The 23,116-nt window shown below is 36.2% G+C and carries 18 protein-coding genes; 16 read left to right on the forward strand and 2 right to left on the reverse strand.

The features are described 5' to 3' along the window. Nucleotides 1-2 precede the first annotated feature (2 nt). A complete protein-coding gene (locus CA2015_RS18195) occupies nt 3-1,130 on the forward strand; it encodes a glycoside hydrolase family 130 protein (RefSeq protein WP_053086706.1) in 1,128 nt (375 codons plus the stop codon). A gap of 304 nt (nt 1,131-1,434) precedes the next feature. Here the strand turns inward: CA2015_RS18195 and CA2015_RS18200 are convergent, their stop codons facing one another. Further along, nucleotides 1,435-3,942, reverse strand: a complete 2,508-nt coding sequence (locus CA2015_RS18200; protein ID WP_048643189.1) for a TonB-dependent receptor domain-containing protein — start codon at nt 3,940-3,942, stop codon at nt 1,435-1,437. A 293-nt stretch (nt 3,943-4,235) separates the two neighbouring features. Between CA2015_RS18200 and CA2015_RS18205 the strand changes: the two genes are divergently transcribed. Both CA2015_RS18205 and CA2015_RS18210 read left to right on the forward strand, forming a co-directional pair. Further along, on the forward strand, nt 4,236-5,309 hold the full coding sequence (locus CA2015_RS18205; RefSeq protein WP_048643190.1) for a sensor histidine kinase: 1,074 nt from the start codon (nt 4,236-4,238) through the stop codon (nt 5,307-5,309). Further along, a complete protein-coding gene (locus CA2015_RS18210) occupies nt 5,306-6,031 on the forward strand; it encodes a LytR/AlgR family response regulator transcription factor (RefSeq protein WP_048643191.1) in 726 nt (241 codons plus the stop codon). The genes CA2015_RS18205 and CA2015_RS18210 overlap by 4 nt, the downstream gene beginning before the upstream one ends. A gap of 71 nt (nt 6,032-6,102) precedes the next feature. Here the strand turns inward: CA2015_RS18210 and msrA are convergent, their stop codons facing one another. Then, nucleotides 6,103-7,197, reverse strand: a complete 1,095-nt coding sequence (msrA, locus tag CA2015_RS18215) for a peptide-methionine (S)-S-oxide reductase MsrA (RefSeq protein ID WP_048643192.1) — start codon at nt 7,195-7,197, stop codon at nt 6,103-6,105. A gap of 490 nt (nt 7,198-7,687) precedes the next feature. Between msrA and CA2015_RS18220 the strand changes: the two genes are divergently transcribed. From CA2015_RS18220 to CA2015_RS18280, 13 genes are all read left to right on the forward strand, one after another. After that, on the forward strand, nt 7,688-8,131 hold the full coding sequence (locus CA2015_RS18220; RefSeq protein WP_048643193.1) for a hypothetical protein: 444 nt from the start codon (nt 7,688-7,690) through the stop codon (nt 8,129-8,131). Between the two features lie 414 nt (nt 8,132-8,545). Beyond that, complete coding sequence (locus CA2015_RS18225) at nt 8,546-10,096, forward strand: sialidase family protein (RefSeq protein ID WP_048643194.1); 1,551 nt, start codon at nt 8,546-8,548, stop codon at nt 10,094-10,096. A 228-nt stretch (nt 10,097-10,324) separates the two neighbouring features. Then, nucleotides 10,325-11,398, forward strand: coding sequence for a PAS domain-containing sensor histidine kinase (locus tag CA2015_RS18230; RefSeq protein WP_048643195.1), 1,074 nt, complete (start codon nt 10,325-10,327; stop codon nt 11,396-11,398). A 515-nt stretch (nt 11,399-11,913) separates the two neighbouring features. Beyond that, nucleotides 11,914-13,266 carry an NAD(P)/FAD-dependent oxidoreductase gene (locus CA2015_RS18235; RefSeq protein WP_048643196.1) on the forward strand — a complete coding sequence of 451 codons (1,353 nt, stop codon included), beginning with the start codon at nt 11,914-11,916 and terminating at the stop codon, nt 13,264-13,266. Continuing rightward, a complete protein-coding gene (locus CA2015_RS18240) occupies nt 13,263-14,807 on the forward strand; it encodes a 4Fe-4S binding protein (protein ID WP_048643197.1) in 1,545 nt (514 codons plus the stop codon). Before CA2015_RS18235 ends, CA2015_RS18240 begins: the two co-directional genes overlap by 4 nt. A gap of 2 nt (nt 14,808-14,809) precedes the next feature. Next, entirely contained in the window at nt 14,810-16,276 is a 1,467-nt protein-coding gene (locus CA2015_RS18245) for a cellulose synthase family protein (RefSeq protein WP_048643198.1), read from the forward strand. Between the two features lie 64 nt (nt 16,277-16,340). Continuing rightward, nucleotides 16,341-17,021: a glycosyltransferase family 2 protein gene (locus tag CA2015_RS18250; RefSeq protein WP_048643199.1), complete on the forward strand. Its 681-nt coding sequence runs from the start codon at nt 16,341-16,343 to the stop codon at nt 17,019-17,021. Between the two features lie 76 nt (nt 17,022-17,097). Beyond that, the gene (locus tag CA2015_RS18255) at nt 17,098-17,982 is read left to right on the forward strand and encodes a hypothetical protein (protein WP_048643200.1); all 885 of its coding nucleotides are present in this window, start codon (nt 17,098-17,100) and stop codon (nt 17,980-17,982) included. Nucleotides 17,983-17,992: 10 nt separating this feature from the next. Next, on the forward strand, nt 17,993-19,339 hold the full coding sequence (locus CA2015_RS18260) for a carotene biosynthesis protein (RefSeq protein ID WP_240477836.1): 1,347 nt from the start codon (nt 17,993-17,995) through the stop codon (nt 19,337-19,339). Between the two features lie 65 nt (nt 19,340-19,404). Beyond that, entirely contained in the window at nt 19,405-20,142 is a 738-nt protein-coding gene (locus CA2015_RS18265) for a DUF6503 family protein (RefSeq protein WP_048644609.1), read from the forward strand. A gap of 21 nt (nt 20,143-20,163) precedes the next feature. After that, nucleotides 20,164-21,087 (forward strand): patatin-like phospholipase family protein, encoded by a 924-nt coding sequence (locus CA2015_RS18270; protein ID WP_048643202.1) that lies wholly within the window; start codon nt 20,164-20,166, stop codon nt 21,085-21,087. A 12-nt stretch (nt 21,088-21,099) separates the two neighbouring features. Next, nucleotides 21,100-21,792 (forward strand): SGNH/GDSL hydrolase family protein, encoded by a 693-nt coding sequence (locus CA2015_RS18275; RefSeq protein WP_048643203.1) that lies wholly within the window; start codon nt 21,100-21,102, stop codon nt 21,790-21,792. A gap of 298 nt (nt 21,793-22,090) precedes the next feature. Continuing rightward, nucleotides 22,091-23,083 (forward strand): aldo/keto reductase, encoded by a 993-nt coding sequence (locus tag CA2015_RS18280; RefSeq protein WP_048643204.1) that lies wholly within the window; start codon nt 22,091-22,093, stop codon nt 23,081-23,083. The last annotated feature ends 33 nt before the right edge of the window (nt 23,084-23,116 follow it).

Below are 23,116 nucleotides of genomic sequence, written 5' to 3' on the forward strand. Positions count from 1 at the left end.
AAATGACCTATTTGAAAAAGTTGGGATTTTGGTACTTAGGCTTATTGCCGATTTTAGTAATATTATCATGTAAGGAAAAGGTGAAAAACGAGGTTGACGCCAAAGAACTACATCCAAAATCATGGGAAATGCGACCCTTTGTGAAAATGGATGAAGACAACCCCGTGCTTAACCCAGGAAATTTGACCTTTACCTGTCCTATTCTCCAGAAACAGGTGAAATGGGAAGAAAAGGATGTTTTTAATCCTGCTGCGGTGATTAAAGATGGGCTCATTAATCTTCTTTATCGAGCAGAAGATAGTATTGGCAGTAATAATGGAACTTCTAGAATTGGCCTCGCATTAAGTGATGATGGAGTAACTTTTAAAAAGCTTCCTGAACCAATTTTTTATCCGGAAAATGACAGTCTAAAAACATTGGAATGGGATGGGGGAGTAGAAGACCCAAGAATTGTTGAGACTGAAGACGGAAGATATATTTTGACCTATACTAGCTATGATGGAGAAGTAGCCCGACTTATGTTAGCTACTTCATTAGATTTAAAGAATTGGAAAAAATATGGACGGGTTTTGAGAGGTGAATGGAAAGATACTTGGAGTAAAGCAGGCGCTATTGTGGCCGAAAGAAAGGGGAACAAGGTCATTGCAAAGAAAATCAATGACAAGTATTGGATGTATTTTGGTGATACGGACCTTTTCTTGGCCTATTCTGATGACTTGATTAATTGGAGTCCATTATTGGAAGAAGGTAACCTAAAATCGGTGCTTCAACCTAGGCCTGGATATTTTGATAGCAGATTAGTAGAGTCAGGCCCTTATGCTTTACTTAGGGAAGAAGGTATTTTACTATTATACAATGGAATGAATCTGGGAGAGAATGAAAACCGTGATACGACTCTTGCTCCTGGGGCTTATTCGGCAGGGCAGGCATTGTTTGCAAAAGACAATCCAGGTATATTGATAGATAGGTCTGAGACTTATTTCCTGACTCCTGAAAAACCCTATGAAACCGAAGGACAGGTTAATTTGGTTTGTTTTATTGAGGGGATGGTTCCTTACAATGGAAAGTGGTTTTTATACTATGGTACCGCCGATTCTAAAATAGCAGTAGCAGTTTATGAGGGAAATTGATCCCAATTTAGCTGATTCATTTGACAGGATTAATGGCCTATTCTAAAAGATTGACCCTGATAGGAAGAACTGGAAAATTGTAAGGTAATAAAGGAGATTTGGGGACTGTGTTGTTACTGAAAAAAAGCAACAATACCACTAAAACCAGGTGTTATGTGTTGTTTAACCCGCATTTTGTTAAAGGATACACGTAATAGGTTGCCTATTTCGGGGTTAACTTTAGATATTTTTATCAAAAAAAAAGGAAGGCTTCCGATTGGAGACCTTCCCTTTTTTTGATTAGTTCCTATTAAAATAGAGGGTTTTAGTTCATCATAGCTGGTGATCCGCCTTCACTTTCTTTTAAATCTTCATTGGTAACCCCTCTTTTCTTTCTTCTTCCTCCATCAACACTCAATTTTCCGATTCTATAGGAGAAGTTTATTTTGAAATTCATAAAGCGCATGCCAGTGACACTTTTTTGAGTGATGGTAGATGTTACTAACTCATTTCTCATTTTAAACTCAGGGGTAAAGAAGTTTTCAGCTCCAAATCCTATGCTTCCACGCTTTTCGGCAAATTGCTTGTTTAAACTTAAGCTATAGATACCGAATCCTCCTGCTGAACCTTGAAGTTGTACTCTCCTTCCGCGGTAAAAACTAAAGGCTTGAATTTGCCAGTCTCTAGGTAAGGTGTAATTACCGAATAACCTACCACTTATTACAAACCCTTCATTTTGGGCTCTCAATTGTGGGTCTGATAATCCATTGTCCAATTGAGAAAAATAACCATCAATTGATCCATTCAAAGAAAACTTGCCTGAAATATTAACATTTGAGAATATACCCAAACCATAGGCCCTTTCATTACCAATATTTTCGTAGGTAGTAAAGATAACATCGTCATCCTGAATGGTCCTTACTGGCTGAATAGAACCTGTAGTATTCCTTAGATAAGAGGTGAAGTTAAGGGAAGTTCCCTTAATAAAGGTACTGTAGGACAATTCATAATTGTCTGTCATTTCAGGATCCAATAATGGGTTTCCTTGAGTGATTTGTTGAGGGTTTGCAGCTTCTATATTAGGGTTAAGGTAATTCAATGATGGTCTTTGAATCCTTCTATTATAGGCGGCCTTTAACATATTGCCATTGGCCAGCTTTCTTCCAAAGTTCATGTTTGGTACTACGGTTCCATAAGAAGGAATGTCGGCTGGTAAATCAGAAGAAAGGAATTCTGCATCTATATTGGTGTACTCATATCGAATACCGGTTTTTAATGTGTAATGCTCTAAAAAACCAAGGGTGTAGGACAGGTATCCGGCAGTTACATTTTGGTTGTAATTAAACTGATTGGACAAGTCAACATCCTCATCTTCCACATAATCACCATCTGCTCCATCTGCTCTAAAATAGGCGAAATCACTAGTAGCTTTTCTAAGTATGTTTTTGGCGCCATATTCAATGATCTGCTCATCTTTTGAACCAAGTGGTGTCACATAATCTACCTGAACTGTAAACTCCTCGTTAAGGTTATTGTTGTCATTTTTTATTCTACTAATGATTTGATCAAAGGAATCATTGTAAAGGCTATTTACAAAGTCATTGGTACGATTGCTTCGAGAGTAGAGGCCAGAAAAACTAATTTCTTTTCCCTTCTTTTCAAATGATTTGGTGTAATTGTAACTGACATCAACATTGTTTGAAAGATTGTCTGTTTTTACATCTCTTAAAAGTTCATTGACCAATATGTCCTCTACATAAGTTTCAGTATATAGATCGTCTTGCTCCATTCTCATATTCCTAAGTCCGAAACTAACCGATGTGGTCATGAAATTCAATTTGTTGATTTCATAATCCCAGCCAAAGTTATACCTTCCAAACATCATATTGTTCCTAGTATCAGCTCCCTGCAGAATTCGAGTGGCTGGAGCATCTTCAGAAAGTAGTGTTTGTTCATTTTCGAAGCTACCTAATATATTGTAACCCATACGGCCAAATCCACCTAAGGAAAAGCCCATTTTTCCTTTTTTCAATGCTACATTTAAACCAAGATTTGATCCTCTCAAGCCAGCACTGGTATTGATATTCAATGAAGCACCTTGTAATTTGTTCTTTTTGGTGACTATATTAATCACACCACCGGTACCTTCAGCATCATATTTGGCAGAAGGAGAAGTGATGACTTCTACGGATTTAATTTCTTCGGCAGGAATTTGCTTTAAAGCATCTGCAATATTGTTGGCAACAATGGCAGATTGCTTATTATCGATCAAAACAAGGATATTGCTGCTACCTCTCATGGAAACATTACCGTCCAAATCGACAGTCAGCATTGGTACTCTCCTCAATACATCGGAAGCATCACCACCAGCGGTGGTTTTGTCATTTTCAGCATTGTAAATCGTTCTATCAACCTTTTCTTCTATTAAACTCCTTTGACCTTGAACGGTTACTTCCTCTAGGGAAACAGCTGATTCACTAAGCCCAAGATTGCCTAAAAATAATGATGGTGTATTTGGTCCTACTTCTACATCCTCCCTAACAAAAGAGTCATAGCCAACGAAACTAAGTTCTACCTTGTATTTTCCAGCAGCTTTTACATTAAAAAAGAATTCTCCATTATCATCGGCAACGCCTCCAGCTACTGAAGCGTCAGTTCCTGCTTCTTTTAAAAATGCTGTAGCATAAGGGATAGGTTCTCCGGTGGCTTTGTCAATGACTTTACCAGAGATTTTAAATTCTTTTTTTTCAGTAGCCTTTTGGCCAAAGCTGTTTACAGATCCTACAGCCAGGAATATTATCGAAATTAATAATAGTTTGGTTAACCTTTTCATTTGTATATTTTTTTCCAATTAGATAGTAGTCGTTAAATACCACAACAAAGAAAATTTTTTCTTATCAAATTAAAAAACACAATAGATAGGTAAGGTTGTTCCATCGACAAAAACCGCATATTATCAGACTAAATGAATTTCCGCTATTTTATATTTAGTTTATAGATTGATTTACTCTATTAAGCGGTATTCTATCCCAGTTGGTAGATTTAAACTTTTCTTTTAATATCTTTCTTTTATGTTTATATCGGATTATTGCATTTCGGAGTAACTAAACTCCAAACCTATTCATTATGACACATACAATTAAGCCTAGAAAAATTACGCTTCTTATCCACGTTTTGGTCTGGGTATTTATTGCTATTGTAATTTTTGTAGTAAGCCCCCTTTCCTGGAAAGTGGATTTGCCAATAGAATATTGGTTTAAGCAAGGACTGACACTTTTCTTTCTCATAGTGTGCTTTTACCTGAATATGTATGTTTTGGTGCCAAAATTACTTTTTAAAGGTAAAATATGGGCTTTTGTGGGGGTAGGTATTTTGATTACCCTACTGTTTTTATTTATAATCATTCAGTTTGAAAACTTTGTCAATTTACCTGAATTGATGCATAATGTTTTTAGGCCTGAAAAACCGTATTTGCCCAAACCAAGAAACTTTAGCTACGATTTGTTTACAGTTCTCCTTTTGTTGTTTGGTTTAGGGATAAGTACTAGCGTAGTAGTGGTGGAGAAATGGCAAATTGATGTGGGGCTAAGGAGGCAAATGGAGCAAGAAAAAGTCACCTCCGAACTGTCTTACTTAAAAGCCCAAATCAATCCTCATTTCTTTTTTAACACTTTAAACAATATCTACTCGCTCACCAATATTGACGTAGAAAGGGCACAAAAAGCAATACTTAAATTGTCAAGGATGATGCGCTATGTGCTTTATGAAACCGATAAAGACACAACGTATCTGAGTAAAGAGCTTGATTTTATTAGGGATTATGTAGATTTAATGCGACTTAGATTGTCGGACAAGGTTAATTTGAATTTAGACATTCAGGAAAATACAGAAGACATACCTATTGCGCCAATGCTTTTATTACCTTTTATTGAAAATTGCTTTAAACATGGGGTAAGCGCAAAGTTGGAAAGTAAAATTGAAATCTTTGTACGCCAAAAAGGGAAAATTCTTGAACTTAAAACAGTAAATTTAAAGTTTCCATCTAACCCTAAAAGCAAGGAAAATATGGGAAGTGGAATAGGTCTTACAAATACCAAAAGGCGATTGGATTTGATTTATGGGAGTAAATGTCAGTTGATTATTGATGAGGACAATCCTGAAAATGAATACCGAACGCAATTAAAAATAGATTTGGGATGAAAATCAAATGTGTTGTAGTAGATGATGAGCCTTTGGCCTTGGAGTTGGTATGCAACTTTGTAAAAAAAACAGGTTTTTTGATTCTAGAGGAGAAATTTGACAGTGCTTTGGACGCCTTATCCTATATCAATGCCAATCAAGTTGATTTGATGTTCTTAGATATTCAAATGTCCGACTTGACTGGGATGGAATTGGCCAGGGTGCTTGAAGGAAGAAAAGGGAAACAGTCGCCCAAAATTATATTCACTACTGCCTACAACCAATTCGCGATTGAAGGGTATAAGGTCGATGCATTGGATTATCTGCTAAAGCCTTTTGGGTATGAAGAGTTCCTAAATGCTAGTCAAAAAGCCTTAAAGTACTTTGAAAAACAAACCGCTACCAACCATTCAACTGCGGAAGATTATATTTTTCTTAAAGTGGAATACCAACTAGTCAAAGTGATGCTGAAAGACATTGTTTTGGTAGAGGGCTATAAAGATTATGTTAAAGTCCATTTGGTAGATAAAAATTCGCCAATACTTTCCCTGACAACATTGAAAAACATGGAGGAATTACTTCCTGAGGGGCAGTTTATGCGGGTTCACAGATCTTTTATCATCTCCCTTGATCAAATTGTAAGTATTAGTAAAAGTACGGTGAATATGGGGATTATGAATATAAGTGTGAGTGAAGGCTATAAAGAGAATTTTTTGCAGTTCATCAATAAATGGATCAACTGAAAACGGGCTTGTAAATTTTTATTGCTAAAAATTTACAAGCCCGTAATTATAGTAATATATGGTTTGGCTTTCTATTTTATTTTCCATAGGAATTGCCCATAACCAGCAGATTCCATTTCATCTTTCGGTATAAATTTCATTGCGGCAGAATTCATACAATACCTTAAGCCTGTAGGCTCGGGACCATCGTTGAAAACATGACCAAGGTGGGAATCTCCAAACTTGCTTCTTACCTCTACTCTTACCATACCATGGCCTCTATCTGTAGGTTTTTCCAGATATCTTGCGTCTAAAGGTTTAGAAAAACTTGGCCATCCGGAGCCAGATTCATATTTGTCACTTGAGCTGAATAAAGGAGCTCCAGAAACAATACACACGTATATTCCAGCCTCTTTGTTCCCATTGTAAAGATTATCAAATGAACGTTCCGTCGCATTTTCCATAGTTACTTGGTACTGCAATGTGGTTAGTTTTTCTTTAAGTTCCTTTTTAGAAGGCTTTGGGTATTTGCTTGGGTTTGGAACTTCCCAGTGCTCACTTATGAACCTGTCTCTGCCAGATCCTACCCTATAGGATTTGTATGGGCCTGGTTCTTTCTTATAATAATCCTGATGGTATTCTTCAGCAGGATAGAAGTTGGTAAACTTGACTATTGGAGTGACGATAGGTTTATCAAAAACTCCTGAATTGTCAAGTTGTTCTTTAAGTGATTCTGCTACTTTTTTTTGTTTATTGTCATGATAAAAGATCGCAGATTGATACTGACTTCCTCTATCATAAAAACTCCCTCCCTCATCTGTGGGGTCATATTGTTGCCAGAAAATATCAATAATTTCGCTGTAACTTATTACATCAGGATCAAAAGTAACCTGCACTGCTTCTTTATGGCTGGTTTTCCCTGAGGACACCTGCTTGTAGGTAGGGTTTTTCTCTTTACCTCCAGCATAACCGGAAACTACCGATAGAATGCCGTCAATATGCTCAAAAGGGGATTCTATACACCAAAAACATCCCCCTGCAAAGGTGGCTTTTTCGGTGTTCCCTTTATAGGAAGCTGTATTTACTGTTTCAGTATCTTCAGACGATTTCTCTGAGCCATTACAGGAAGTAACAGCTACTAAGAGTAGCCCAAATGCTACTAAAATTGATTTAAATGGAAAATTCATAAATTAATAAGTTTTAATCCGATTTAGAAACGGGGAATGTTCAAGAATTGTTCAAATTTTATATACAATATCGCTTACAGGGTTCGAAATCCGTATCTCAAACCATTAAATAGTAGATGTAAAATGTAGCCTTTAGGCGGTATAATTGACTTTTCTTGTAACATTGCTGATTTGGTCACCATTCAAGTCTGCTTTCATTGGGGATATTTCTTCCAAATGCCCCAACTGTCGTGCATTTATATACGCTAAACAGTACCTTTTAGGTTTAAGTTACTTGATAAAAACTGAGATAGTGGCTGTATAATCCCTGTTACTACCTCTGATGCTTAAAATGGCACTTGTTAAGTATTTAGATAGATATAACTTTTTGATTGACTTGAAGGTAATGGCATCGTTTTTGAACAATTTTATAGTGATTGACCACTTTGAACCTGTCATTATAGGATAGTCAGAGTGAGAATTAATTATTGAAATTAAACCAACAACAATTATGAATTTTAATGCAATTTATTTCGGTACAGGAGCAGCATTATTGCTAATGTTTTCTTCATGTAGTGAAAACAAAACTGCTGAGGATCAATTGAAAAATGCTAAAAATGAGGTGGCAGAAAGTAGTGCTGAGGCCAAAGAAGAATTGAATGAAACTTTTAAATCCTTTAAAAGCGAGATTGTTCAAGAGCAAAATGAGTTAAAGGAAGAGCTGAAAAAATTAAAGCAGGAGATAAATGAAGAACAAATCAAACCTGCCAACTCTTCGATTGACAAAATTCTGGCTAAGGCTGATAAAAGCATAAAAAACCTTGAGGTTAAAGCGAGAGAATTTGAAAAAGCTTCTAATAACAGGAAAGTTCAAATAAAATCTGAATATAGAAGATTAGAGAAAGAAGCGGAAAAAAGCCTCGAGAAGCTGAAGGATGAACTTAAGGAGTTGTAAAAAATAATTGATAGTAAGTTTTTTAGGGCCATTTCTATTTATTGGGAATGGCCATTTTTTTTGTAATACCGAAGTGTTGTCCTATTAATAGCAATATTAAACTGAATAAGTAATTAAATGCCTACGGAAACCACCAATTAGCACTAAACCTTGCTTACCTACTTTAGATTTTCATCATATAGTTTTATTCTTAGCCCTATCAGCTACACTAGATTAAAGAGGATCGATCCAAATATGAATCATAATAATTAAGCTGATTATTTTTATTTCTAATGATAGCCATTTTGCTGGAAACATAGTTTATTTAAGGGAGGGCTACTTTATAGAATTAAATTAAATAATTTGGTTTATCTTTAAATCTATATCTATTCTAAAAATAATAGCTCAAATCCTGGCCTAAGTAATAATATCTCTATGAAAAAAATTGAAATTTTTAACCTAAACCTTCTATTAGGAATCTCTCTGATAATCAGTTTTTATGCCTGTGGTGAAAAACAAGATTTTCCAATCAATGAAAAAATAATTTTTCAACAGGTATATGTTCCCGTAATTCAAGGCAAGACGACTACAATAGCCAAACTTGAAATTAAAACAGAACAGCAAGAAATGCTCAATGGCCTTGAAATAGAGTTACAAGGCGATATTGATTTTACGAGTTTATCAATAAATTTGCTGTTAGAGGATGGTACAAAAGAATCGCTTCAAGGAACATTTAATAAAGAAGAGAAATCTTGGAGCTTGACGGAGGAAAAAAGCCTGCCTACTGGAAAATTGGCCATGAATATTAATGTTGATCTAGCAGAAAATGCAGATCTAAAAGGTAGATTCAGTTTACAAGTTCCAATGATAGAAATCTCTGGTGAAAAAGTACAGCCTAGTGGTCAGAAAGAGAATTTAGCCTACAGAATAGGGAAATCGCTTCGTACTGAAGGTGATGATGGAGTGGCAGCCTTTCGAATTCCTGGACTTGCCACGAGTACAAAAGGTACCTTGCTGGCTGTTTATGATGTTAGACACGATGATTCCTCTGATTTGCAAGGAAATATAGATGTGGGCTTGAGTAGGAGTGAAGATGGAGGAAATACATGGAATCCTATGCAAATTATAATGGATATGGGTGAATGGGGAAATTTGCCTGAGGACCAAAATGGAATTGGAGATCCTTCTATTTTGGTAGATCCAGTCAATGGAGACATTTATGTGGTTGCGCTTTGGCTACATGGTAAGCCCGGAACGGCAGCTTGGAGAAGTTCAGAACCCGGATTGACACCAGATAAAACGGGTCAATTGATGATTGTGAAATCTGAGGACGATGGTAAGACCTGGACAGCCCCGTCCAATATTACCCAACCTATGAAGGATGCCTCATGGCAATTGTTCTTTAATGGGCCGGGAAAAGGAATAGCCATGAAAGATGGAACATTGGTCTTTGCTGCTCAATACAAAGACCATGATCAAATTCCGCACAGTACCATTATTTACAGTAAAGACCATGGTGTGTCATGGCAAGTGGGAACAGGAGCAAGGTCAAAAACTACTGAAGCCCAGGTCGTAGAGTTAAGTGATGGGCAATTAATGCTAAATATGAGAGATGATCGAGGTGGTTCTAGGGCGGTTTATACTACAGTGGATATGGGCAATTCCTGGAATGAACATTCATCTAACCGTGGCGCTTTAGTTGAACCAATTTGCATGGCTAGCTTAATCAGGTTCAATTCTGAATACCTGTTATTTTCTAACCCCGCATCGACTGAAGGTCGGTATAATATTACTGTGAAAGCAAGTGATGATGAGGGAATAACCTGGCCTGAGAAGTACCAAGTATTGCTAGATGACCAAAAAGGTTGGGGCTACAGTTGTATGACAAAAATAAATGAAGGTGAAATTGGGATATTATACGAAAGTAGTCAAGCTCATATGACTTTTCAAATTTTACCAATTAATGAAATAATTTCATCTGAATAGAAAAAAAGTATAACTTTATATATATTATATTATCTATATTTTAGTTTTGTTTTATTGTGTTTAACAACAAGTTTTAATTTTTAAAGTGTAATTTTTAAAGAATAAATTATTTGAATTATATAAAAACATAAAAATCCGTTTTTTTGTTTTTATAAATAGTTATATTTGGTTAATAAGCCTAACCAATTGTGTTGAAAATAGCTCTTGAAGAAATTTATTTAAAACATATTGCAAGACACAGAATTAGATTTTGAAGAGTTTTTTAATTTATCCCCGGAATTGCTATGCGTCGTGGGGTTTGATGGACATTTTAAGAGAGTTAATACGGCATTTCAAAATGTTCTTGGCTATACTGAGGAGGAGTTAGAAAAGAAACCACTCAGCGATTTTATCCATGAGAATGATAGGGAATCTACCCACAAGATTAGGGAAAACTTAAAAAATGGCACTCCTTTAAATAATTTTGAAAACCGTTATTTGTCTAAATCTGGTGAGGTCTTATGGCTTTCTTGGACTTCAAAATTAGTACCTGGAAAAAAGTTAATTTATGGATTGGCGAGGCTTGTTAATCCAAAGAAAGAAATGGAAGCCAAGAGAAATGAGTTGATCAAAGAGCTCACGAATACAAATGAAAAACTAAAACAGCTTACAATCACAATATCACATGATCTGAGATCACCTGTAAATAATTTATTGGCAGGTTTTGATCTATTGGACAATGAAAGGATAAAAGACACAGAAACTGTTGAGTTGGTGGATTTACTTCGGAAATCTACACTTGGATTGAAAACCCGACTTGATGATTTTCTTACATCCTTAAAAAAGGAAGAGTTATTGGTTGTCAAAGTGGAGCCACTTTTGTTTGAGAATATTTTAACCCAATCCACAAATGATATAAAGTCCTTAATTAAGAACTCAAACGCTAAAATTATTACAGACTTTAACGAGGTGCCTACGATTCAATTTAATAAATCATACCTAGAGAGTATTTTTTTAAATTTGATTTCTAATTCTATCAAATATACTACGCCCGATGTTGAACCAGTAATTGAAATACGTTCGTATTTAAAAGCAGGTATTACCAAACTTTCTATTAAAGACAATGGTATTGGTTTTGATATGAATAAAGTGAAACAAAAAATATTTGGCTTTGATCAAAAGTTTCATGACAATGAAGAAAGTCAAGGCATAGGCTTGTATTTGGTTCACAAGCATGTTACAGCTCTTGGTGGCGATATTGAGGTTAGGAGTAAACCTAATAAAGGTACTGAGTTTATCGTTTCGTTTAAAAACCAGCTATAAACCAATTAGTTAAGTATTGTTTTAAGTTATTTATTGAAAGGCAGCCAAATTTTTTACTTTTTTTTTGCTAAATCCGTTAACTAAAATAATCCAAAAGCGTAATGTCAATGGCACTCTCATTATAAATTCAACAATCACAAAGTAATTATTGGATTAAAATAGAGCAATGGATGAATGTTTTTAACTACATTGATAGAACAGTTTTCGTGTTTGCCCACCCTTTGGTTTGAGGAGTAATAGTAAGACTAATTAACAATTAATTTGACTTAGCACTTGTATGAGTTTTTGATTGTAGAACTACTTCTTTATCACTTTGCTTAGATTGTTTCACCCTGGGCCTGTTGATAATCTATTGTTGGCTCTACCATAGTTATAAAATTGAACTGACATTGCCTATGCTTTGTTAAAATGGAAAATAGTAGGTGATGGATGGTTTTTATGATGATTTAGGTCATTAATGCAATTGTTTATTTCTTGTTTTAGTCTCCTAGGGAAATTTTATTATCATTTGATTTATGAATGGATCACATCAAATCGTTATTGTAGGAAATGGAATTTCAGGAGTTACCTGTGCACGACACATCAGAAAAGTAGACAGTCAGGTAAAAATCATCCTTGTTTCTGGAGAGACAGAACATTTTTTCTCTCGTACCGCCTTGATGTACATTTACATGGGGCATATGAAATATGAACACACGAAACCCTATGCAGATGATTTTTGGAGTAAAAATAGAATAGACCTAAAGTTTGGTTGGGTGAAAAATGTAGATTTTAGCCAACGCTTTTTATTGTTTGAGAATGGAGAAAAACTTTCATTTGAAAAATTGATTTTAGCTACCGGTTCTAAACCTAATAAGTTTGGTTGGCCCGGTCAGGATTTACTTGGAGTTCAAGGTTTGTACAGCTTTCAGGATTTGGAAAGCATGGAGCAACGTACAAATGTAATCTCACGAGCAGTGATCGTTGGTGGGGGTTTGATAGGAGTTGAAATGGCTGAAATGTTCGCATCCAGAAAGATCCCTGTCACTTTCTTAGTAAGAGGCAAAAGTTTTTGGGACAATGTTCTGCCTACAGATGAGGCGGAGTTGGTGGCCAATCACATAATGGAACATCATATAGATTTGAGATTGGATACCGAACTCTTAGAAATAATAGATGATGGAAATGGAGCTGTAAAAGCAGTCAAAACCTCTACAGGAGAAATCATTCCTTGTGAATTTGTTGGCCTAACTGCTGGAGTAAGTCCAAACATTGATTTTTTGAAGAATACCGATTTAAAAACCAATAGGGGTATAGTCGTTGATAAAAAATTTCAAACCAATATTCCCGAGGTGTATGCCATTGGCGATTGTGTTGAGTTTATGGAAGCTCCCGGTCCGGATAGGAAAAATATAGAACAAGTTTGGTATACAGGAAGGATGCACGGTGAGACATTGGCCTTTAATTTAACACATGAAAGCCCTGTCGAATACAAACCCGGCATTTGGTTTAACTCTGCCAAATTTTTTGACATAGAATACCAAACCTATGGGTTTTTACCTACTTCATGGGGTAAGGATAAATGGTCTTTCTACTGGGAAGACGAAACGAGAAAAATAGCCATTCGTTTGCTGTTTGATGCTCAGGATCGACTATTGGCTACCAATGTGTTTGGTTGGAGAATGAGGCATGCCTTTTTCGATAAGGCAATCAAAGAAGGATGGGACTCTGACAAGGTGATAAAACTTTTAGCTGAAGCAAGCTTCAACCCGGAATTTTTTACCAATCACCATATGGAAGTGGTTCATAAATACAACCAAGATAAGGGCCGAAATGTGCAGTTGTCTAAAAAGTCTATGTTTCATAAAATATTTGGTTTCAACTCATGAAAAGTCTTCAAAAAATTGGAGTAGTGCTTACTATAATTGGATTGGTAATTTTTACCGTACTTCCTTTTATAGGAAATTATCGGTTGGATGAAGTAACTACCATAGCAGTAACAAAAGATATTCATTCTGAAGCAATGGTAGAAATACTTAGCCCTATGTTTGGTAAAGTATATTCTTCCAACACTTCCTTTATTTCTTCATTTAAGGAATATTTTAATACCTACAATGAGGCTTTGAAAGACAATCAGGAGTGGGATAAAGTAATTTGGGATAATTATGCCTTTCCAATCACCAAAGCGGCTTCAATAGGGCCTGTAGTAGATAACCCTTTGTTGTATTTATCATTATCTATAGGCTTAACGATTTTAGGAGGTCTTTTGTATATATTGCCTTTATATAGAGATGAGCCTGCCGGTATCAAGAATGATGGTATATTTTTCTCCTCCATGATGGCCAGAGGATGGTTAGGAATGATTACGGGTACTTACCTGATTCTTTTTTATATTGTTCTATATTGGTTTCCTGAATACATTACAAATTTGGTTTTAATGGTGGATCCTATAAGTCATTTTTTATCCGGAGGGCCTGCTAGCCAATGGTTTTTATATGGCTTTATCTATTCATTTGCTATTTTGGTGATGGGTCTTAGAATGTTCAGAAAATACAAAGGGAATAATTACCAACTGATTCGAACTACCTCAGTTATGTTTTTCCAGTTGTCATTTGCCTTTATTCTACCGGAAATATTGGTATTATTCAATAAACCTTGGCATGATTTTAAAAATATTTGGCCATTGGATTATTCTTTTTTCTATGAATACCGTTTGGATGGAATGATCAACTCAGGTGCTTTGGGTATGTTTATGCTTATTCTCGGCATACTTTTAATAGTTGTAGGTGTTCCATTATTTACCTATTTATATGGCAAGAGGTGGTATTGTAGCTGGGTGTGTGGATGTGGTGGCCTGGCAGAAACTTTGGGTGACCCTTATCGTCAATTGTCTGATAAATCTGTAAAATCTTGGAAAATAGAGCGGTACCTAATTCATTCTGTACTCGTTTTCGCTGTGGTGATGACAGGACTGACCATTACAAATTATTTCATGAGTTTTGAGCTATTGGGGCAGGCAACAGATCAATTGCATTCCATTTATGGGTTTGCAATAGGTTCTCTATTTGCAGGTGTGGTTGGAACTGGATTTTATCCTTTTATGGGGAACCGGGTGTGGTGTAGATTTGGTTGTCCTTTGGCAGCTTACTTAGGATTGGTGCAAAGGTTTAAATCGAGGTTTAGGATTACTACCAATGGTGGCCAGTGTATATCTTGTGGCAATTGCTCTACCTATTGCGAAATGGGCATTGATGTTAGATGGTATGCGCAAAGAGGCCAAAACATTGTCCGATCTTCCTGTGTAGGTTGTGGGGTTTGTTCAGCAGTTTGCCCTCGTGGAGTATTGAAGTTGGAAAATGGTAAAGAAGAGGGGAGAATCAATGACATGCCGATTATTATAGGCAATGATTCAGTTAAAGCAAAAATTTAGAAATGTTGATTAATTTGTTTTTGGGGATATATGGCTTAGCCATGTGTTTTATTTTATTTTACAGTTTTGCACAAGCCAATTTATTATGGCACTTTTTTAAATTTAAAGACAATAAAATACCCTTGGCTTCAATGGCTGACAAAGGGCTTCCTTTTGTTACCATTCAGTTACCTGTGTTTAATGAAAAGTACGTAGTGAAAAGACTTATTCATGCCATTGCACAAATGCAATATCCCGCGGAAAAGCTCGAAATTCAGTTACTAGATGATAGTACAGATGAAACTGCGAATCTTATTAAAGAATGCTTGAAGGCTTATCCTGAAGTAGATTTTAAATACATACATAGGGAAAATAGAGTAGGCTTTAAGGCAGGTGCATTGAAAGAAGGGTTGGAGAAGGCGAAAGGAGAGCTTATAGCCATTTTTGATGCTGATTTTATTCCCGATCCTGACTTTTTATTAAAGACGGTCGGTCACTTTACGGAAGAAAATGTAGGGATGGTTCAATCCAGGTGGGGACATTTAAATGAGGATTATTCTCTTTTTACGCGACTTCAGGCTTTTGCTTTGGATGCCCATTTTATGGTGGAGCAAATGGGCAGAAATTCTCAAAAAGCTTTTATCAATTTCAATGGAACCGGAGGAATCTGGCGTAAAAGCTGCATACTTGATGCAGGCAATTGGCAGGCAGACACCCTCACTGAAGACCTTGACTTAAGTTACAGGGCCCAGCAAAGAGGTTGGGAGTTTGTATACCGACCAGATGTGGTTTCTCCTGCTGAGTTACCTCCGGTGATGTCAGCGATTAAATCCCAGCAATTTCGATGGACAAAAGGTGGAGCTGAATGTGCTATGAAGCATTTGGGCCATGTATTGACAGGGAAATTCCCGATGAAAGTGAAAATACATGCAGTCGCTCATTTATTGAATTCAACAATTTTTATAGCCATACTTTTGGTTAGCTTGTCAAGCATTCCTGTTTGGTGGGGATTTTATCAAGGGCTTATTCCACTTGAATATTTTAAATTTGCCGCCTTTTTCCTCTTTGGTTTTGTAATTATAGCAGCGGTTTATTTTTTCGCCAATCTTAATCTTAAAAATTTCACGATTAAGAGCTTCTTTAGGTTTTTATGGGAACTCCCTGTTTTTTTAGCCGTCTCTATGGGGCTCTCTGTGCACAATGCACAAGCCGTTTGGGAAGGTTTGACGGGTAAGAGGTCTCCATTTGTTCGCACACCGAAATACAATTTGACAGATAAAGAACAGAATTGGATAAGTAATACCTATAATCAACTGAAAATACCGCCCACAGCCTACCTGGAAGCTATCTTAGCATTGGTATTTAATGCCATGGTTGTTTTTTCACTTATTACAGGAACCTATGAAATGATAGCATTTCACGGTATGCTGGCTGTTGGATTTACCTTGGTAAGTATAACCTCATTCAAAAGTTATTTGATCAAAGCCTAAGAGCTTTGATAGTTTAGAAAACAATATGTTAAAAAAATCTATAATAGATTTTTAGATCCAATTTATGTTAATAGATGTAATTATTCCAGCTTTCAATGAGGCCAGTGCTATTGGGAAAGTGATCGCAGATATTCCTGATTTTGTTAGAAATATAATAGTGGTAAATAACAATTCCAAAGATGATACCCGGCAGGTGAGCCAGGCAGCAGGAGCCATCGTTCTGGATGAACCGCAAAAAGGCTATGGGAAAGCCTGCCTTAAGGGCTTGTCTTATTTAGACAATATGGATTTCCCTCCGGATATAGTTGTTTTTTTGGATGCGGATTATAGTGACTACCCTGAAGAAATGGAAATAATTCTCGAACCGATCCTTCAGAAAAAAATGGATATGGTCATTGGGTCTAGAGCCAAAGGAAGTAGAGAAAATGGTTCAATGACGGTACCACAAATTTTCGGCAATTGGTTGGCTACAAAGTTAATGTGTCAATTGTTTAAGGCTGAATTTTCCGATTTGGGGCCATTTCGAGCCATTCGCTGGGATAAATTGAAAGCCTTAGATATGGAGGATGAAAATTACGGTTGGACCATAGAAATGCAAATTAAGGCAGTTAAAAATGGGCTTAAATATACGGAAGTACCAGTGAATTATAGAAAAAGAATCGGGGTATCTAAAGTCAGTGGAACAGTGAAAGGAGTTTTTGGAGCTGGGTATAAAATTCTTTACACCATATGGAAGTACAGGTAAGTACTGAAATACTATCCGCTATATACCGGCAACAAATCCGATTATTTTTTTTAAATTATACGTAAAATTAAAGGCTATGAGAAGTTTAATCGGTTTGTTTATTTTATTCTTGGCGTTTGCTTGTAATAGACCTCAAAGAGAAAATGTAGATTTCAATGAATGGGGAGAATATTGGTTTCAAGGCAAAGCTGAGATTAATAGTTACAGCCTAACCCAATACCGCTATGGTGAAGCTAGAGAAGGCGAAGCGGTATTGATTTTTGTTGCGGAAGATTTTTCTAGGAAAAAGCAAGTAAAGTTGGACGACCCTTCTCAAGCTGGTAGGGATAAGATTTCAGTCCTTAAAATGAATCATACAAGGGAGTTTATTACAGGTATATACCCTTACCATATGATGCTTTCTGCATTTACTCCTACCAAGGAGGCCTCACAAGGACTAAAGTTTACCGCTTCCTCTCAAGAGTGGTGTGGGCAGTCATTCACCCAGCTTAATCTCAATAGTGGCGACAGCTATGATGGAGAGTTGTTTTCCTACTTTGAGGAGGAGGGTTCTTATTCATTCTCTTTAAACGGTATAGCTGAAGATGATTTATGGAATTTAATTCGGATAAATCCCAATCAAGTTCCCATTGGGTCTGTTAATATGTGGCCATCACTAATTCATCAGCGATTGACCCATAGAGAATTTATTTCAGAAGAAGTCTTTATACGAACTACAGATGTAAGTGAAAATAGAAGTCAACTTGAAGTAACTTATAGCTCGGGTAATCGGGTTTTGCGTATAAATTATGAAAAAGAGTTCCCTTACGAAATACTAGGATGGGAAGAAGAACAAACGAACAAAAATGGACAAAAAGAGCTTACCAAAGCCGAGCGAAAAGGGACTAAAGTGATCGATTACTGGAATAGAAAAGCATTGGAAGATGAATTTCTTCGTGATGAGTTGAAACTTAATAAATAAGTATAGACTTTTGAAAACCTATTTCGCTCTTTTATTGTATTCCCTGTCCATTGTGGGTATGGGGTATTTCTTGCCTCGTGAAGCATTTATACCTCAGTTGTCTTTGTTTTCGTTAGGTTTTTGTGCTTATCTATTTCTGGTACAGGCTTCAAAAAAACGTAATTATTCCTTTGTTTTTATTCTCATAAGCGCTTCAGTATTAAGGTTCTTGTTAATAGGTGCCTGGCCAGTACTTTCGGATGACTTCTACAGGTATTTTTTTGATGGACAATTAATTGGGTATGGTATTAATCCTTATGCCTACTTGCCCAGTGGATTGTTAGAATCGGGTGCAATCCCAGCAAATAATTATTGGGAAACCTTAGTGACTAAAATGAATTCTCCCAGTTATTTTTCCGTTTACCCACCCTTACACCAGTTGGTTTTTTGGATTTCAACCTGGGTAGGGGAGGATATTTATCTCAATATCCTTTCTTTAAGAAGTATTGTTTTTCTTTTTGAATTGGTGAATCTGTGGTTGATTAAAAACATATTGAGCAATTTAAAACTTCCGGGTTACCGCTTGGCTTGGTATGCCTTTAATCCTTTGGTTATAATGGAAGTGACTGGTAACCTTCATTTTGAAGGGATGGTATTGACGGGACTGCTCATTGCGCTATATTATTATAGTCAAAATCATGAAAAACTCACAGCTTTGGGATGGAGCTTGGCAGTTGGACTTAAATTAAGCCCCATGCTAATCGCTCCTGTTTGGTTAAGTGCCTGGAATAAAACCAGTTTTTTCAAATTTGTTTTCATTTCAAGTATTTCCCTACTCATTCTATTTGCCCCACTTATTTTTGGAGGGCAATTGACTAATTTCTATACCAGTTTCCGTCTGTATCAAAGTAGCTTTGAATTTAATGCTTCCATTTATTATCTGTTAAGGTGGATTTCAGGGCTTTTTATAGATTATAATCCCATAGGAACACTTGGTCCTTCACTTAATTTTATAGCTGCAGCATTGCTATTAGGGATAGGGATAATGAGAAAGAGCATGAATACTACCGATTTAGCCTCCAAAATGGTTTGGATGTATCTGGTCTTTTTATTGCTTCAGACCACTGTTCACCCTTGGTACTTGATTCCTGCCTTAGGGCTTAGCATTTTCACAGCCAATAAGCTATTTATTGCTTGGAGTGGCTTGGTTTTCTTGTCGTATCATGCCTACATGGGACAAGATTATAATGAGCATATATGGGTGGTTTTTACCGAGTATACCTTATTATTTACAATGGCTGTATTGTTAATTCGTTATCGACAATCAGCAACACTAGAAGATGGTAGCGAAACACGAACTGTTTTGGATAAATTATGAAAATTGGCAGTAAAAGTTTAATATTAATATTAATTTCGGATAGTGATAAATTGAAAAATGCCTTCATGTACAATAATTATTGTTATCTCTTTTTGCTCTTATTAATAGTTGGTTGTAGTAGACCAGATAAATCAGAAAAAATAATCAATGAATCGATTGAAGCCCATGGAGGAGATTTGTTTAAATCTGCCCAGATAAGTTTCACTTTCAGAGATAGGCAATATGAGATATTCAAATCTCCAAATTCGTTTAGGTATACCCGTTCTTTCACTGAAGAGGCTAAAAGAGTAAAAGATGTCCTTAATGATGATGGCTTTACTCGCACTATAGACGATGAGGAAGTTAGCCTTTCTGATGAAAAGAGATTGGCATATTCCAATTCTGTTAATTCAGTAGCCTATTTTACATTTTTGCCTTATGGACTAAATGATGAGGCGGTTATTAAAGCGTATTTGGGCTTAGAGGAAATTGAAGGCAATAATTACCATTTGGTAAAAGTGACTTTTAAAGAAAATGGAGGAGGAGAGGATTTTCAAGACGAATTTTTGTATTGGATTAATCAGGAAACCCACCATGTAGATTATCTTGCCTATTCTTATCACACCGATGGTGGAGGTTTAAGGTTTAGGAAGGCCATAAATAAGCATGAGGTTTCAGGCCTGGTATTACAGGATTATGAAAATTATAAGCCAGAAGATGAGTCGATCTCCGTGGAAGAATTATCTCTGTTATTCAAAAATGGTGACTTAGAGCTCTTGTCAGAAATTATTTTGGAGAATATCGAAGTTCAAGTTTTAAAGTGATTTATTTCAAGTAATTAAAGAATGCAAAATAAAAGAGCATTGGTTATTTCAGGAGGAGGGAGCAAAGGCGCATTTGGAGGCGGAATTGCTGAATACCTGATCAGAGAGTGTAATTTTGATTATGACATATTTGTAGGCACATCTACAGGTAGTTTATTGGTACCCTTGCTTTCGATCAATGAAATTGAAAAAATCAGGGCGATTTATACTTCAGTAACTCAAGATGCCATCTTTAGTACCAATCCTTTTATTATATATAAAGATGGGGGAGTCTTCAAAACACGGATTAACCATTTTAGTACAATCAAAATGTTTTTGAGGGGTAAAAAGACTTTTGGAGAAAGTAAGAATCTGTTTAAGTTAATTAAGAAAATCATTACTCCTGCAGACTTTGAAAGGATGCAAAACAACAAGGCTGAAGTATTTATTACGGTTTCTAATTTGAGCACCAATACTGTAGAGTATAAAAGGTTAAAGGATTGCACTTATATGGATTTTTGTGAATGGATTTGGGCATCTTCCAATATTGTTCCATTTATGAGTTTATTGGAGAAAGATGGTTGTGAGTACGCAGATGGCGGTTTTGCTGACTTGGTCCCCATTTCAGAAGCCATCTATCGAGGAGCCACTGAGGTTGATGTAATTGTATTAAAAGCCAGAGCAGGTAGAGCGTTGAAGAGACCTGTACGTAATGCATTGGAATTGACAACAAGGGCTTTTGATTTTATGCTGGATCAGATCAGTAGTGATGATATCAAAATAGGAGAGTTGCTTAGTAATAAGCGACAAGTAAAATTAAATTTTTACTACCCTCCGGCAGTGCTCACTGAAAATTCACTTATTTTTGACCCTTATCAAATGAAAAAGTGGTGGCGTCAAGGGATGAATTTTGCAAGAGAGCAAAACCCCGTTTGTAAGTGCATAGAAGTAGGACAAGAAAAATAAACTGTTATAAATATGATGTTTTTGGCTAAAATCTGGTCCATTTTTGTAATCGGTTTTCTCTTGTTTAACTTGCATTTGAACCCTCAACCAAAACTATTTGTAATTGGGGACAGTATTTCTATCCAATATGGCCCTTATCTGGAGAAATACCTTGAAGGCATATATGAGTACGATAGAAAAAGAGATGAAGGGGCTGATTCTAGTAATTTGGATGTTCCCAAGGGTGCCAATGGAGGAGATTCTGGTATGGTTTTGGCCTATTTGAAGGCAAAGCTAAAAACTCCGGATTTTCAGCCGGATATAGTATTAATCAATTGTGGTTTACATGATATCAAAACCAATGTGGAATCTGGAAAAAAGCAGGTAGCCTTAGCAAGCTATAAAGAAAATTTGGAACAAATTCATGCCTTACTGGCCAATAAAGGTATTCCAATGATTTGGGTAAGAACTACTCCTGTGGACGATGAACAGCACAATTCGAAACAGCAATCCTTTCATAGATATGCTGCAGACGTAGCCAATTATAACGAGGTTGCAGACAAAGTATTCGGAGCCCGAAGTGTCCCCATAATAGATCTACATCAGTTCACCTTAAACTTAGGAGAAGGGCTCTTTACTGATCATGTGCATTTTGGTGAAGATACCAGGGCTAAGCAAGCTGCTTTTATTAGTGGTTTCCTACAAGGTTTGGCTTTTAAGAATTAATGGCATTTAGCTGATTCTTCAAAATCAATTTGTAAATAGATTAAAATTTGGATGCTTATTGCAGCATATATTTTAACGCGGATTATGTAATAGATTGTCTATTGCATATTTCGGGTTTAATTAAGATTAACACTCAAAATAGCATATTTCGCTAGTTTTGTGAGAAGAAACATAAACCCATGACAACCACTTTGTATTCATAAAATGTGTATTTAAATAATAAAATGCCAATATTTTTATAGTTACTGAGTGGACTAAATAGAAAAATTATCTCAACAATAAATTAATATTAGTTATTATGGAAAATTATAAATTGCCCCACACCGATTTTGAAATTTCAAGATTGATTTTTGGTTGTTGGGCCGTTGTAGGAGGTTTTAATTGGGGGCATCAGGATAAAAAGGATTCATTGGAGGCCATGCGCGAAGCGTTTGACAATGGGATAACAACCTTTGATACAGCTGAGGCCTATGGCAATGGTGCTTCTGAGAATTTATTGGCAGAGGCATTGGGAGATAAAAGAAAAGAGATGATTATTGCTTCTAAAGTAGGTCCTCAGGATTTTCTGCCCGAAAATGTAATCAAAGCATGTGAAAAAGGTTTGAAAAACCTTAAGACGGATTATATAGATCTTTATCAGCTTCACTGGCCAAACCCCGACATTCCTTTGGTAGATACCTTAGGAGCACTCCAGAAATTGAAAGATGATGGGAAAATTAGGGCATATGGCGTTTCTAATTTTGGGAATCAAAGCTTAGATACTTGCAAAGAATCAGGTTTTACCGTCAGTAGCAATCAAATGGCCTATAATTTGATTTTTAGAGCGATAGAATACAATATTCTTCCTCAGTGTATATCTGATAATGTGCCAATTTTATGTTATTCTCCCATAATGCAAGGCTTATTAACCGGGAAATTTGATTCTGCTGAACAAGTTCCTGATGATAGAGCAAGAACAAGACACTTTTCAAAAGATAGATCTCAAGCGAGACATCAGGACGAAGGGTGTGAGGATTTAACCTTTCAAACTATTAAAGAAATTAAAAAGTTTGCTGATGAATCCAATGTGTCTATGGGAAACCTTAGTCTAGCCTGGCTTCTAGCTCAAAAAGGGGTTGCTGCACCAATTGTAGGAGGTAGAAATGCAGAGCAAGTTAGAAAAAACCTTAAAACAATGGACGTTCAGCTTACCACAGATATGATAAACCATTTGAATGAGATAACATTGCCTTTAAAAGAAAAATTAGGCACTAATGCTGATCTTTGGCAAACAGGTGGACGTGTGATTTAACCCGACCTGTAATAGAATTTCTCCGTCCTGACA

Source organism: Cyclobacterium amurskyense (assembly GCF_001050135.1).
Classification (GTDB): domain Bacteria; phylum Bacteroidota; class Bacteroidia; order Cytophagales; family Cyclobacteriaceae; genus Cyclobacterium; species Cyclobacterium amurskyense.